This is a genomic window from Nocardia rhizosphaerihabitans (assembly GCF_014646295.1).
Lineage (GTDB): Bacteria > Actinomycetota > Actinomycetes > Mycobacteriales > Mycobacteriaceae > Nocardia > Nocardia rhizosphaerihabitans.
Genome location: NZ_BMNE01000001.1, coordinates 195,394 through 211,237 on the forward strand (window position 1 = coordinate 195,394; position 15,844 = coordinate 211,237).

Below are 15,844 nucleotides of genomic sequence, written 5' to 3' on the forward strand. Positions count from 1 at the left end.
CTCCCGATCGGGAGGCGGCCTTCGCCGTTGTCGGTCGCGCAAGCAGTCAGTGGCTGGCGACCTTGCGGTACTGCAACAACGCGGCAGGCATGGCTATCGCCAGGATGACCACCGAGCAGATGATGGCGTAGAGGATGCAGTTGTCGGCTGCCCAGCCGGTGGCAGGCGCGAACGACGGTGGCGCGTCGTTGTCGAACAGCTTGCGGCCCGCCGCCGAGACCGCGGTGATCGGGTTCCATTCGGCGATGGTGCGCAGCGGGCCAGGCAGGGTCTCGGCGGAGATGAACGCCGAGGAGATGAACGACAGCGGGAACATCCAGATCAGGCCCGCGCTCTGCGCGACCTCGACGGTCGGTGAGATGAGGCCGGTCAGCGCGCCGACCCAGGACATCGCGAACGCGAACAGCAGGATGATGGCGAAGGCCAGCGCGGCGTCGGCGGCGCTGCCGTGGATGCGCCAGCCGACGATGTAACCGCAGATCACCATCACACCCAGGCTCAGCACGTTGACGACCAGGTCGGACAGCGTGCGGCCCATCAGCACCGCCAGCCGCGACATCGGCAGGGTCCGCATCCGGTCGATGATGCCCTTCTGCAAATCGCCGGCGAGGCCGACGGTGGTGAAGGCGGCATTGAACGCGACCGTCTGGGTGAAGATGCCCGCCAGCAGGAACTCGCGGTACTGGTCGCCACCGAGGGACGCGCCGAAGATGTAGGCGAACAGGAACACGAACATCAACGGCTGGATCGTGGCCGTGACCAGCAGCGTCGGCACCCGCAGAATCGTCAGCAGATTGCGGTGGGCCACGATCGCGCTGTCCCGGATGAACCTGGCCCGCGGCTGCGCCCCGCCCGCAGCGCCGGGGCGCGGCGGATTCGTCTGGATCGGCATTTCGCGGGTCTCGTGTTCGTCCGAAACCTCCGGTGCGACACTCACGACTGCACCTCGCTGACGCTCGGCTCCGTCGTGCGCGTCCGCACGCTGTGCTGATGGTTCGCTCGCCGAGGCTCGCTCACGACAGAATCTCCTCTTGCACATCGTCGGTTTCGGTTTCTTCGACGGCCGGTTCGGCCGGAGCCCCGGTGAGGGAAAGGAACACGTCGTCGAGGGTGGGCCGGGCGACGACGGCGTCGACGACGCACACGCCCGCGTCGTCGAGGCGGCGCAGCGCTTCGACCATCGTGCGCGATCCGTCGCCGACCACCACCGACACCTCCGCGCTGCCGGGTTCGTGGATCGGTTCACCGATGCCGACCTGCTGCAGGATCTTCACCGCCGGCCAGGGGCTCTGCCCGGCGGCGAGGGTGACCGTGAGCCGGTCACCGCCGATGGAGGTCTTGAGTTCGTCGGCCGAGCCCCGCGCGATCACGGTGCCCTTGTCGATGACCGTGATCCGGTCGGCGAGCAGGTCGGCTTCCTCGAGGTACTGGGTGGTGAGCAGGACGGTGGTCCCGTCGTCGACGAGCTCACCGATCACCTGCCACATGTCGAGCCGCCCGCGCGGGTCCAGGCCGGTGGTCGGCTCGTCGAGCACCACCACCGGCGGCCGCGCGACCAGCGCGCCCGCCAGGTCGAGCCGCCGGGCCATACCGCCGGAGTAGGTGCCTGCGCGCCGGCCCGCCGCGTGCTCGAGGCCGAGGGCGCTGAGCAACTGCTCGGCCCGCGACACCGCCTGCTTGCGGGACATGCCGTACAGGCGCGCCACCATGCGCAGGTTCTCGTAGCCGGTCAGGTTCGCGTCGACCGCCGCGTACTGACCGGACAACCCGATCCTGGTCCGCGCCGTGGCCGGATCGGCCAGCACATCCACCCCGGCGACCCGGATCGAGCCCGCGTCGGGCCGTAGCAGCGTGGTGACGACCCGCACGGTGGTCGTCTTGCCCGCGCCGTTGGGCCCCAGCAGGCCCAATACCGTGCCCGCCGGGATCTCCAGGTCGATCTCCTTCAGCACGCGCACCTTGCCATAACTCTTGGCCAGGCCACGTACTTCTACCGCCAAACTCACGGACGCATCTCCTTCTGGCCGCCGCCGCACACGGTGATCGCCGGGACCGCGTCGAGGTGGCGATGCAGCACGGGGCCGATCACCGCCAGCGATTCCGGCGTTGTCATCGCCGCATGCCTGCAGGGCAGGTCGTGGTTGTGGATGTTGCCGGTGACGAACGGCTGCCAGGCTTCGGCACGCCTACCGGGATCGGCGGCGTTGATCTCGTCCGCCGCGGCGGTGAAGAACACCAGGTCGCCGTCGAAGGTGCGCGGCCGGAACCGGTTGGCCATCACCGTGCCCTCGGCGTACCCGGTGTAGAGCCGTTCCAGGTTCTCGACCGAGAGCGCGGCGAACGGGCCCGGCTGTGCCCGCAGCAGATCGGCCGCTTCGTGCAGGTCGAGGTCGGCGGGAAGCGGTGCCCCGCCGACGAGGTCGGCGCCGAACTCGCCGAGGATGTCGGCCACGCTGGGCATCGCGGTGTCGAGCCAGCGGTCGCCGAGCTGGTAGCTGTCCATCATGGCCAGCAGCGCGACGTCCTCCCCCGCGTCCTGCAGCTGGACCGCCACCTCCTGCGCGATCAGGCCGCCGAGCGACCAGCCGAGCAGGTGGTACGGACCGTGCGGCTGGATCGACTTGATATGTGCCACATAGTGTCCGGCTGCTTCGGGGATCGAGGTGAACCCGTCCTCCCCGGACACGTGCGGCGCCTGCAGGCCGTACACCGGGCGCTGCGGTGCGAGGTGCGCGAGCAGACCCGCGTAGCACCAGGCCAGGCCGATCGCGGGATGCACGCAGAACAGCGGGGTGTCGTGCGGGCTCGTGGACGGCCGGATGGCCAGCACCGGACCTGTCGCCGCTGCCATCGCCGCGCCCGCGTCGGCGCCGTCGAGCCGGGCGGCGATGCCGGCCGGGGTTGCGTCGCCGAACATCATCTGCACCGGCATGTCGTAGCCCTGCTCACGCAGTGCGGCAACGACTTTGGTGGCCAGCAGCGAGTTACCGCCGAGTTCGAAGAACCCGTCGTCGGCGCCCACCCGCTCGATGCCGAGCACCTCGGCGAACACCGTGCACAGCGCCGCCTCGGCGGGAGTCACCGGCGCGCGGTAACCCTCGGTCGCGACGAACACCGGTTCGGGCAGGCGAGCCCGGTCGAGCTTGCCGACAGGAGTCAGCGGTACCTCGTCGAGCAGCATGACCGACTGCGGGACCATGTAGTTCGGCACGTGCGCGCCGACATGGTCGAGCAGTTCGCGCACCGTCGGCGCGGCGCCTGCGCGTGCCTTCACGTACGAGACCAACGCGGTGACACCCGCCTGGGTGGTGTGCCCGATGGTGAGGGCGAACTCGACGTCGGTGTGCCTGCCGAACGCGACGTCGATCTCGCCGAGTTCGATGCGGAAACCGCGCACCTTCACCTGGTGGTCGGTACGGCCGACGTACTCCACGTCCAGCGCCGACTGCGCGCCCTTGCGCCAGCGCACCAGGTCGCCCGTGCGGTACATCCGTTCGCCCGGTGCGCCATAGGGATTGGCGACGAAACGCTGCGCGGTCAGGCCGGGCCGGTTGTGGTAGCCGCGGGCCAGCGCCGAACCGGCCAGCTGCAACTCGCCGGTGACGCCGATCGGGGTCGGGTGCAGCCGCCGATCCAGGACGGTCGCACTGACGCCCCGGATCGGGCCGCCGACGGTGATCGGGCCCTGCGGGCTCATCGGCTGCGGCATCAGCGTGACGATCGTGGTCTCGGTGGGGCCGTAGACGTTGTAGAAATTGCGCCCCGGCGCCCAGCGGGCCAGCAGGTCCGGCGGCAGCGCCTCGCCACCGACCAGGACGTGCGCGAGCGAGTGCACACCCGCCGGGTCGACGGTGCCGATCGCGGCGGTGGTGACGAAGGCGTGCGTGATCCGCTCGCGGATGAACAGCTGCCGCAGATCCTCGCCACCGACGATTCCCGTCGGCGCGATCACCAGGGTCGCCGCACCGCCGAGCGCGAACAGGATGTCGAGCATGGAGCCGTCGAAACTCGGGGTGGCGAAGTGCAGTACCCGGCTGCCGGGGCGCACGTCGTAGCGGTCGGCGGTCTCGGCGGCGAAGTTCGAGATGCCGCCGTGGGTGACCACCACGCCCTTCGGTGTGCCGGTGGAACCGGAGGTGTAGACCACGTACGCCGGGTTGGCCAGGCGCAGCGGCCGGATCCGGTCGGCGTCGGTGACCGGCGAATCGTCGGTGCCGAGCACGGTGGCGCGGGTCTGCGGGTCGTCGAGGACCAGCCAGCGGCAGTCGCCGGGCAGCCGATCACGATGCGCCAGCAGGGTCAGGCCGACGGCGGCGCCGGAGTCGGTGAGCATGTGGCTGATCCGCTGGGCCGGGTAGTTCGGGTCGACCGGGACGAACGCCGCACCGGCCTTGGCGACGGCGAGCATCGTCGCCACCGATTCGACCGATCGCGGAACGCCCAGCGCCACCAGGCTTTCCGGCCCGATGCCCTGACCGATGAGGACCCGGGCGAGCCGGTTGGTCCAGCGGTCGAGTGCGTCGTAGGTGACCACGGTGTCGCCCGCGGACAGCGCCACCCCGTTCCTGGACCGTGCCACCGCGGCGCCGAACACCGCGGGGAAGGTGACCGGCCGATCGGCGCGGGTGCCGTGCACCGGCGCGAGCGCGGTCCATTCGACCGCGTCGAGCAGGGCCAGATCGCCCACCGCCGTGTTCGGGTCGGCGGCGACCGCGGTGAGCAGCCGGACCAGCCGTTCACCCAGCCTGCGTGCGGTCCCCTCGTCGAACAGATCGGCCGCGTAGTTCACCGCCAGGGTGATGCCGTCGCCGACACGCTCGGCGGTCTGGGTCTCGGTGAAGGTGAACTGCAGGTCGAACTTGGCGATGCCCGCGTCGGCGTCGACGGCCTCGATCCGCAGACCGGGCAGTTCCAGCATCCGCACCGGGGTGTTGCGCACCGACAGCATCACCTGGAACAGCGGGTGATGAGCCTGGGAGCGCGCCGGATTGAGCACCTCGACGAGCCGTTCGAAGGGCATGTCGGCGTTGGCGAACGCGTCCAGGTCGCGGTCGCGGACGGTGCGCAGCAGGTCGACGAAGGCACGCTCGTCGGCGACCTCGGTGCGCAGCACCAGGGTGTTGACGAACATGCCGATCATCGAATCCAGCGCCGGATGGCCACGGCCCGCGGTGGCGGTGCCGACGGCGATGTCGTCGTCACCGGTGACGCGGTGCAGCAGCACGGCCAAGGCCGCGTGCAGCACCATGAACATGCTGACGTTGTTGGCGGTGGCGATGCTGCGCAGCGCGCGGTGGGTGGCCGCGTCGACCTGGCAGTCGACGGTGCCGCCCCGGTAGGAGGGCACCGGCGGGCGCGGGCGGTCGGCCGGGACGGTGAGCAGTTCCGGCAGGCCGTCGAGCACCTCGCGCCAGTGGGCCAGCTGCTTGCTGATCAGCGAGTCCGGGTCGTCCTCGGTGCCGAGCAGTTCCTGCTGCCACAGGGTGTAGTCGGTGTACTGGATCTCCGGGATCAGTTCGCCGAACTGTTCGCCCGCCCGAATGCTGCGGTAGGCGGCGGCGATCTCGCCGGCCAGCGGTTCCAGCGACCAGCCGTCCATCGCGATGTGGTGCACGACGAGGACGAGCACGTGCTCCTTCGACCCCGCGACGGCGAGCTTGGCCTGGGCGGGCACGGGCAGACCGGTGTGGTCGACCGTGATCAGCGCCGCCCGCATCGGGACCGAGGCCGACAGATCGAACCCGGGGGCGACGAACCGGGTCACCGCACCCTCGACCTCGTCCGGGCGCGCCGTCGCGTGGAACAGGGTGACGGCGGCGATCGCCGGGTCGAGCACGAGCTGTTCGGGCTCGCCCGAGCTCTCCGGGAACACCGTGCGCAACGTCTCGTGCCGTCGTTGCACCGTGTGCAAAGCGGCAATGAGTGCATCCAGGTCGATCGGGCCGTGCAGGCGCAGCACCACCGGGATGTTGTAGGCGCCCGCCGACTGGCTCTCGCCCTGCGCGCCCGCGTTGAACCGGTTGAGGAACCACAGCCTGCGCTGCGCCGCGGACAGCGGGATCCGTTCCGGGCGTTGCTGCTTCACCAGGTCGGGGCGGCCCTCGTCACCGGACGGCCCGGACTCGATGAGCGCGGCGAGTTCCTCGACGGTCGGCGCGGCGAACACGGTCCGCACCTCCAGCCGCACATTGCTGGCCGCGGCCAGACGTGCCACCAGCTGGGTCGCGAGCAGCGAGTTGCCGCCGATGTCGAAGAAGCTGTCGGTGGCGGAGATCTTCGTGGCGCCGACCAGGTCGGCGAAGACCTGGGCGACCAGCCGTTCGGAGGAGGTCTGCGGCTCCCGGCCCGCGGTGACGGTGAACTGCGGTTCCGGCAGTGCGCCGCGGTCGAGCTTGCCGACCGGTGTGAGCGGCACGCGGTCGAGCAGGGTCAGCGACGCGGGCACCATGTGCCCGGCCAGCCGGCCCGCCGCGTACTCGCGGACGGCCGCCAGGTGCGTCGGCTCGGTCCCGTCGGCGAGCTGCACCCAGGCGACGATCCGATCGTCGCCGGAGATCCGCCGGACCTCGGTGTGCGCGAACCGGACATCCGGGTGGCTGCCGAGCACCGCGCTGATCTCGCCGAGCTCGATCCGGAAACCGCGCACCTTGACCTGGTGGTCGCTGCGGCCGAGGTACTCCAGTTCGCCGTCGGCGGTCCACCGCACGACGTCACCGGTGCGGTACATCCGGGTACCCGCGGGCCCGGCCGGGTCGGCGACGAAACGAGCTGCGGTGAGGCCGAAGCGCTCGTGGTAGCCCTGGGCGACACCGGGCCCGCCGAGGTAGAGCTCGCCCGGCACCCCGGTCACGACCGGCCGCAACCGCTCGTCGAGGACCAGGGCCCTGGCCCCACGCACCGGTGTGCCGATGGCCACCGGCACGCCCACCCGCATCTGCGACATCGCGGCGATGACGGTGCATTCGGTAGGACCGTAGGCGTTGACGAACCGCCTGCCCGGCGCCCAGCTCGCCACCAGATCCGGCGGCACCGCCTCGCCACCGGCCATGAGCGCGCGCAGATGCGGCAGCGGCCAGCGGGTGGCGTCGATCGAGGCCAGCACCGCAGGGGTCAGGAAGGTGTGGGTGATGTCCTCCTGGTCGAGCAGCGCGCCGAGCTCGTCGCCGCCGTAGACGTCGATCGGTCCGATCACCATCTCGGCGCCCGACCAGACCGCCAGCAGCAGGTCGAGGACGGAGACGTCGAAGCTGGGGGTCGAGAAGAAGAACGTGCGGGCGAAGCGGTCGAGACCCGTCCGCTCCTGCAGGTCGACCGCGAGGCTGACCAGTCCACTGTGGGTGACCGCCACGCCCTTCGGCAGACCGGTGGAGCCGGAGGTGTAGATCTGATAGGCCGTGTCGGCCGGGCGCACCGGGCGGACCCGCTCGGCATCGGTGATCGGGGCTGTGTCGTAGCCCGCCAGTTCGGCGTGCAGGTCGGGGTCGTCGACCAGCAGCCACTGGGTGTCCAGCGGACCGGCCGCCTCGCGCAGTGCCTCGACATCGGCCGAGGTGGTGAGAACGGCGCTGGCACCGGAGTCGGTGAGCATGTGCTGCACCCGGTCGGCGGGGTAGCGCGGGTCGACGGGCACGAAGGCCGCGCCGCTGGCCGCGACGCCGAAAATGGCCAAGGCGCACTCCAATCCACGGGTCAGGCCGATGGCAACCCGGTCACCGGTGCCGATGCCACGCGCGATCAGCGCCCGGCCGAGCCGGTGTGCCCGGAAGCCGACCTCGTCGTAGTCGAGCTCCCCCACCGCACCGGCGACGCTGCCGCCGGCGAACCAGCGCAGGGCTGGCCGGTGCGCGAACTTGGTGGCCGCGCGTTCGATGATGTCGGCCAGCACCATCGGCGTCACCGGGGCCGGCCCCTGCGCGGGCACCAGGGCACGGTGTTCGGCGATGGTGAGCGCCTCGATCTCGCACACGAGCTGGTGCGGGTCGGCGGTCGCCTGGGTGAGGATCTGCACGAAGCGTTCCGCGAGGGTCTCTATCGTGGCGGCGTCGAACATCTCGGCGGCGTACACGAAGTCGAACCGGTAACCGCCGCCGTCGGCGGGCGCCACCCGCAGTTCGAGATCGAACTTCGCGCGGGCGATGTCGAGTTCCTCGGCGGTGAGCCGCAGACCCGGCAGTTCCAGCTCCGGCGCCGGGTCGTCCTGCATGCTCAGCGCGACCTGGAACAGCGGGTGCCGGTTGCTCGCCCTGCTGTCGCGGCCGAGCGCGTCGACGACCCGTTCGAACGGCAGGTCGGCATTGGCGATCGCGGCCAGTTCGTCGTCGCGGTCGGCGTGCAGCAGGTCGACGAAGCTGCGGCCGGGGTCCACGTCCGAGCGCAGGACGAGGGTGTTGACGAACATGCCGACCAGGTCGTCGAGCTGGATGTCGGTGCGGCCTGCCACCGGGGTACCGAGGGGGATGTCGCGGCCGCCGGTGACGCTGCGCAGCAGCACCGCCAGCGCCGAGCGCACCACCATGAACAGACTCACGCCGGTGTGCGCCGCCAATTCGTGCATGGCCTTCTGCAGCGGAGCCGAAACCTCGCATCCCACACTGCCTGCCACGCCGACGGGGTCGAGCGGGCGCGGCCGGTCGAACGGCAGCGGCAGTTCGTCGGGCAGTTCCGCCAGGGCTTCGCGCCAGTGCGCGAGCTGGGAGGCGGCGATGCTGTCCGGATCGTCCTCGGCGCCGAGCACGGCACGCTGCCACAGGCTGAAGTCGGCGTACTGCACCGGCAGTGGCGCGCGCACCGGCGCGGCGCCACCGCACCTGGCCACATACGACAGCGCCAGGTCCCTGGTCAGCGGGCCGAGCGACCAGCCGTCGGCGGCGATGTGGTGCACGATCACACCGAGGCGGTACTCCCCTGGCGCGACCCGCAGCAGCTGGACGCGCAGCGGCGTCTCCCTGGTCAGGTCGAAGCCCTTGCGCGCCAGCTCCGTCAGCGTGGCTTCTGCCTGTTCGGGATCGCTGTCGACGACCTCGATCGCGGGAATCGTCTGGCTGATCGGCAGGACCACCTGCTGGGCGCCGGAGAGGTCCTCGGGGAAGATCGTGCGCAGCACCTCGTGCCGCTCCACGAGGTCGGCGAGGGCATCACGCAGGGCGCCGATTTTCAGATCTCCGCTGATTCGCAAGACGAATGCGATGTTGTAGGCGCTCGATTCGGGGGACAATCTGTTGAGGAACCACAGCCGCTGCTGCGGCAGCGACAGTGGTATGCGTCCCGGGCGTGGGGTGTGTACCGCCAGCGCCACCCGCTGCGTCCGGGGCGCTTCCGTGATCAGCTGGGCTATGCCGGCCACGGTCGGCGCCTCGAAGATCTGCCGCACGGGCAGGTCGACACTGAAGTCCGCGTGCAGCGCGGCCGCCAGCCGGGTGGCCAGCAGCGAGTTGCCGCCGATCTCGAAGAAGCTGTCCTCCGCACCGGGCACCGGGTTGCCGAGGACCTGGTGGAACACCGCGGCGACCCGCATCTCCAGATGGGTACGCGGCGCGCGGGTGCCCGTGGTGACGGCGAATTCCGGTGCGGGCAAAGCCTTTCGGTCCAGCTTGCCCGCCGGGGTCACCGGCATCTGCTCGAGCACGGTGACGGCCGCGGGCACCATGTACCCGGGCAGCCTGCCGCGCGCGGTGGCCAGGACCTCGACCGGATCGACCGGACGGTGGGTGGTCACGTAGGACGCCAGCCGCTGCTGGCCCTGCTCGTCGACGTGCACGATGGTCAGCGCCGACTGCACCCCCGGGTGCTCGCGCAGGACGTGGTCGATCTCGCGCAGTTCGATGCGGAAGCCGCGGATCTTGATCTGGTCGTCGGCGCGGCCGAGGAACCGCAACCGGCCGGTGGGATCGGTGACGACGAGATCACCGGTGCGGTACATGCGTTCGCCGACCCGGCCGTGCGGGTTGGCCACGAACCGCTGCGCGGTGAGCCCGAGCTTGCCGAGGTAGCCGCGGGCCACACCGGGTCCCGAGACATACAGCTCGCCGGGTGTGCCCGGCGGAACCGGGTGCAGGCGGCGGTCGAGCACGAACAGCCGCATGCCGCGCACCGGCGCGCCGAGCGGAACCGGCTCCTTCACCAGCATGGCCGCACTCGCGGTGACGGCGACGGTCGCCTCCGACGGGCCGTACATGTTGTGCATCCGGTACTTCGACGCCCACGTGTCGACGAGCGCGTCGGAGCAGGCCTCGCCACCGACGATGACCGTGCTCAGATCAGGGAAGGCAGTACCGGCGGGCACGGTGGCCAGCGCGGCAGGCGTGATGAACGCGTGGGTGATCCGCTCCGACCGCAGGAAATTGGCGAGTTCCGTGCCGCCGTACAGGTCGGCGGGGGCGACCACGATGGTCGCGCCCGCGGCGAAACCGAGCAGCAGTTCCAGCACCGAGGCGTCGAAGCTCGGTGACGAGAAGTGCATGGTTCTGGCGGCATCGGTCACCTTGAACAGCTGTGTCTGCTCGCTGGCGAGCGAGGCGATGCCCGCGTGGGTGACGACGACGGCCTTCGGCGTACCGGTGGACCCGGAGGTGTAGATCAGGTACGCGGGCTGACCGGCCCGCATCGGGTGCCTGCGGTCGGTGTCGGTGAGCGGGGTGGCCGAGCGGCTCGCGCAGTCGGCCTCGAACTCGGCGGTGCCGAAGACCAGCCATTCCGGCGCCTTGCGGTGCTTGCCGGTCGTGGTGGGCAGCGCGGCGAGATGTTCGGGCAGCGTGAGCCCGAGTACCGCACCGGAATCGCCGATCATGTGCGCGATGCGCTCCGCCGGGTAGGCCGGGTCGACGGGCACGTAGGCCGCGCCGGACTTGGCCACCGCCCAGATGGCGATGATCGATTCCAGGCTGCGCGGCAGCGCGACCGCGACCACCGCTTCCGGACCGGCGCCGTGCGCGATCAGGCTGCGCGCCAACCGGTTCGAGCGCTCGTCGAGCTCGCGATAGGTGGTGTCGAAGCCGAGGTAGCGCACGGCGACGGCGTCGGGCAGCCGCTGCGCGGTCTCCCCGAGCAGGCGGGCCAGCGTCCCCGCGGGTTCGGCCGGTGCGCCCGCGACGGGGACCAGCCGTGCGGTCTCGCGGCGGTCGAGCAGCGCGAGGTCACCGGTGGGCTTGGCCGGGTCGGCCACCATGGCGGCCAGCAGCGTGGTGAACCGGCGGGCGATCGCCTCGACCGTGGCCCGGTCGAAAACATCGGTGGCGAAACCGAATTCGGCGTGCAGCGGCCCGTCGGCGTGATTGTCACGGACCTCGAGCTGCAGGTCGAACTTGGCGACACCGGTCTCGACCGGCACCAGTTCGGCCGCGACACCGGGCAATTCGACGCGCAGTTCCGGGGTGCGGTCGTAGGACAGCATGACCTGGAACAGCGGATGCCGCGAGGTCGACCGATCCGGGTTCACCAGTTCGACGAGCCGCTCGAACGGCACGTCGGGATTGGCGAAGGCGTTGAGGTCGGTCTCGCGGACCAGGTCGAGCATCCGGTCGAAACCGGCACCGAGGTCGACCTCGGTGCGCAACACCAGCGTGTTGACGAACATGCCGACGAGATCGTCGAGGCCCGGGTCGGAGCGACCCGCGATGGGCGTGCCGATGGTGATGTCGGCGCTGCCGCACAGGCGGGCCAGCAGGGTCGCGAGCGCGGCGTGCAGCACCATGAACATGCTGACCCCGCGACGCTGTGCGAGTTCGCCTGCGGCACGACGGGTCTCGGGGTCCACGGTGAAGGCCACCGTCTCGCCGCGGGTGCCGCGCTGTAGTGGCCGCGGCCGGTCCAGCGGGAGGTCGAGCTGATCGGGCAGGCCGGCCAGCGCGTCGCCCCAGTGGCGGAGCTGCTTGCCCAGCGGCGACTCCGGGTCGTCCTCGTCGCCGAGCAGTTCCCGCTGCCACAGCGCGAAATCGGCGTACTGCACCGGCAGCGGCTTCCACCGCGGTGCGACGCCCTGGGCGCGCGCGGCGACCGCCGCCATCAGGTCCCTGGCCAGCGGGGCGACCGACCAGCCGTCACCACAGATGTGGTGCAGCACCACCAGCAGCACGTGGTCGTCGGCGCCGACCCGGTACAGCGCGACCCGCAGCGGGGTTTCGGTGCGCAGGTCGAAGCCGCGCCCGGTCACCTCGGCGACCAGGCCGGCGAGATCGGCGGCGATCACGTCGACCGGCTCCAGTGCCGGTTCCACCGCGGCAGCCGGGTGGATCAGCTGGTAGGCACCATCCGGACCGGCCGGGAAGCTGGTGCGCAGGCTCTCGTGGCGATCGAGCACGTCGCGCAGGCCAGCGCGCAGCGCGTTCAGGTCGAGCCGTCCGGTGAGCCGCAGGGCCATCGGCATGTTGTAGGCCGCGGCGTGCTCGGCGAACCGGTTGAGGATCCACAGCCGCTGCTGGGCCAGCGACAGCGGCACCCGTTCGGGCCGCACCGCCGGAACCAGCTTCGGCGTCGAGGACTCGGACCGATGCGTGCTGAGGTAACCGGCCAGCGCCGCGATGGTCGAGGTCTCGAACAGTTCCCGGATGGTCAGGTTCGCGTCCAGGGTGGTGTTGATCCTGGCGACCGCGCGGGCGGCGACCAGCGAGTTGCCGCCCAGGTCGAAGAAGCTGTCCTCGACGCCGATCGCGGTGCCGTCGAGCGCGAGCACCTCGGTGAAGATCTCGGCGAGCGCGCATTCCAGCTGGGTCTGCGGCGCAGCGGCGCCGGTGGTGAGCCGCACCCCGAGCGTGGGCGCGGGCAGCGCCTTGCGGTCGACCTTGCCGTTGGCGCTCAACGGCAGCTCGTCGAGCACGACCAGTGCCGAGGGCACCATGTAGGACGGCAGGCCGCGGCGCAGCCCCGACAGCAGCACGGCGGGCTCGAGCGGCGACCTACCCGGCTCGGCGACCACGTACGCGACGAGTTCGTCGTCCCCGGTGCGAGCGGCTCGCGCCACGCAGACCGCGCGGGCGACGTTGTCCTGGGCCAGCAGCGCGGACTCGACCTCGCCGAGTTCGATCCGCAGGCCGCGGACCTTCACCTGGAAGTCGGTGCGCCCCAGGTATTCCAGGACGGCGCCGTCGAGCTGCCAGCGCGCCAGGTCGCCGGTGCGGTACATGCGCTCACCAGGGGTGAACGGATTGGCGACGAACCGGTCGGCGGTCAGGTCGGGACGGCCGAGGTAGCCGCGGGCCAGCTGCGCACCGGCCAGGTACAGCTCACCGACGACCCCGGGCGGGACCGGCTGCAGCTGTGCGTCCAGGACGTAGGTCTGGGTGTTCCACACCGGGGAGCCGATCGGCACCGTGGTGGCGTCGGCCGGGCACGGCCAGTAGGTGACGTCGACCGCGGCCTCGGTGGGGCCGTAGAGGTTGTGCAGCTCGGGGCCGCCGGACGGTCCGTGCAGCGCGGCGTGGAAAGCGGCGACGGTGGCGCCGGGCAGCGCCTCACCGCTGCAGAACACGCGCCGCAGCCCGGCACCACCGGCGGCGCGCGGATCGGTGACGAACAGCGACAGCATCGACGGCACGAAATGTGCTGTGGTGATGGACTTCTCGGTGATGATCCGCGCCAGGTACGCCGGATCGCGGTGTCCGTCGGGCGCGGCGATCACCAGGCGGGCACCCTCCTGCAGCGGCCAGAAGAATTCCCACACCGACACATCGAAGGTCGCGGGGGTCTTCTGCAGGACCGCGTCGGTGTGGTCGAGCGGATATTCGGCCTGCATCCACCGCAACCGGTTGACGATCGCGGCGTGGGTGACGCCGACTCCCTTCGGCTTACCGGTCGAGCCGGAGGTGAAGATGACGTAGGCGAGCTGCTCGGGCCGCAGCGGCGCGATTCGGTCGGCGTCGGTGATCGGCGCGCTGTCGCGCCCGCTGACATCGAGGGTGTCCAGATCGACCCGCTCGACGCTGTCGGGCAGCCGCACCCTGTCACGCGCGGCGGTGAGCACGCAGACCGGACGGGCTTGCGCCACCACGGCTTCGATCCGGTCGGCCGGGTGTTCGGGGTCGAGCGGCAGGTACGCGGCGCCGGTCGCGAGCACCGCGTACATTCCCACGACCATCTCGATGCTGCGGTGCAGGCACACCCCGACCGTGGTCTCCGGACCGGCACCGCGGGCGATGAGCTCGCGCGCCAGCCGGTTCACCTGATCGTCGAGCTCGGCGTATCCGACGGCGCGGTCGCCGAATTCGAGTGCGACGGCGTGCGGGCTGCGGCGCACCTGGTCGGTGAACAGCGACACCAGCGTGCCGGTGGGCACCGGCATCTCGGTGGCGTTCCATTCCCGCAGCACCCTGTCCTGCTCGGCGTCGGTGATGGCCGTCAGTTCGCGGGTGGGCGTGGCCGGCTCGGCGGCCAGGAAGCGGGCGAGGAAGTCGAGGTAGCGGCCGTGGTGCGCGGCGACTTCGGCTTCGCCGTAGAGCTTGGGATTGGCTTCGAAGTCGAGATGGGTGCGGCCGCCGTCACCGTTGTAGATGTTGATCGAGAGGTCCTCGACGGGGCCCGTCGCGAGCACGTTCAACTGGCCGGTGATGTCACCGAACTTCAGCTCGTCGTGGAACAGCATGATGTTGACCATCGGTCCGAAGAAGCCGCGGGCGTCGCGGGAGTAGCCGCAGTCGCGCCGGATGTCGTCGGAGCGGTAGCGCTGGTGGCGTAGCGCGCCGGTGATCTGCAGTTCGGTCTGGCGCACGACGTCGGCGACGGTGGTGTGCTCGTCGAACCGCACGCGCAGCGGCACCACGTTCGACACCACACCCGCCGAGCGGCGCAGCGCCACCGTGGTGCGGGCCGAAACAGGCAGGCTCAGCACGACATCCGAGTGGCCGGTGACCGTGCGGACGTAGGCCGCCAGCGCCGCGACGATGAGCGCGGAGTTGGCCGAACCGTGCGCGGCGATCGCCTCGGTGAGCAGGTCCTCGACGTCGTGGTCGAGGACAGCCGCGGCGCGGTGCCGGCCCGGGTCATGGGTGTCGCCTGCGGCGGTGACCGAGGACAGCGTCATCGGCTCGCCGACACCGGCGAGCTGTTCCATCCAGTACTCGCGGTCGGCGCGGAACCGGCTGGACTCGCGGTAGCGGGATTCGTCGGCGTAGAGGTCGACCAGCGCGGCGGCACGGGAGACCGACGGTTCGCGCTCTTCGCCGATGGCGGTGTAGATCTCGGCCGCGCGCGAGAGCGCGTTCATCGCACCGTAACCGTCGATAACGATGTGATGTCCGCGTTCGTACCAGAACCAGTCCTCGTCACCGATTCGCAATATGACATTGGTGGTGAGCGGTTCGCGCTCCATGTCGATCGGCGTGCTGGCGTGCTCGTTCATCCAGCGCAGCGCGGCCGCCCGCGGGTCGGGCTCACCGCGCAGATCCATCCGGGCCCAGCCCGGCCGCCACGCCATGTCCACCCGCTGGTGCGGCACCCCGTCGATCTCGAGTAGGCGCACGTGTCCCACCTGGGATTCCGCGCCGAAGCGCTCGATCGCGTGCAGTAGCCTGCCCGCGTCGAGATCACCGTGCAGTTCGACGTAATGGGCGATGGTGAGCGGAATATCGGGCCGGATCCGTTGCGCATACCACAGGGCCGTCTGACCGGGCGAGAGAGCGAACGGCTGGCCCGGATCGTCGTCTGTGACGCTTGAGCTGACGCGGTCGGTGGCCAATGAACTCATCAAGCACTCCGTTCTGCCTTTGTGTCACAACTCCCCGAGCATTCGCCCGGGCGCACGACGGCCCAGGGCGTGGCTATCCACGCCCATTGATTCGGAGTACTGCGGCGGCCGGATGGCTACCGATCTTGATTTGTTTTCAAGCTGAACGGATCGGACCCCTGAGCGACCACA

3 protein-coding genes are annotated in these 15,844 nt (G+C 70.7%); all 3 read right to left on the reverse strand.

Annotation, left to right across the window (positions count from 1 at the left end):
• Window positions 1–46: 46 nt before the first annotated feature.
• Window positions 47–892 (reverse strand): ABC transporter permease, encoded by an 846-nt coding sequence (locus IEY60_RS00910; protein ID WP_373291672.1) that lies wholly within the window; start codon window positions 890–892, stop codon window positions 47–49.
• 121 nt (window positions 893–1,013) lie between these two features.
• Complete coding sequence (locus IEY60_RS00915; RefSeq protein WP_189022756.1) at window positions 1,014–2,006, reverse strand: ATP-binding cassette domain-containing protein; 993 nt, start codon at window positions 2,004–2,006, stop codon at window positions 1,014–1,016.
• The gene (locus IEY60_RS00920) at window positions 2,003–15,673 is read right to left on the reverse strand and encodes a non-ribosomal peptide synthetase (RefSeq protein WP_229739463.1); all 13,671 of its coding nucleotides are present in this window, start codon (window positions 15,671–15,673) and stop codon (window positions 2,003–2,005) included. The genes IEY60_RS00915 and IEY60_RS00920 overlap by 4 nt, the downstream gene beginning before the upstream one ends.
• Between the last annotated feature and the right edge of the window lie 171 nt (window positions 15,674–15,844).

Coding starts and splice junctions, on each gene's coding strand:
- IEY60_RS00920 (WP_229739463.1), bottom strand. CDS start 15,673: ATGAGTTCATTGGCCACCGACCGCGTCAGCTCAAGCGTCACAGACGAC.
- IEY60_RS00910 (WP_373291672.1), bottom strand. CDS start 892: ATGCCGATCCAGACGAATCCGCCGCGCCCCGGCGCTGCGGGCGGGGCG.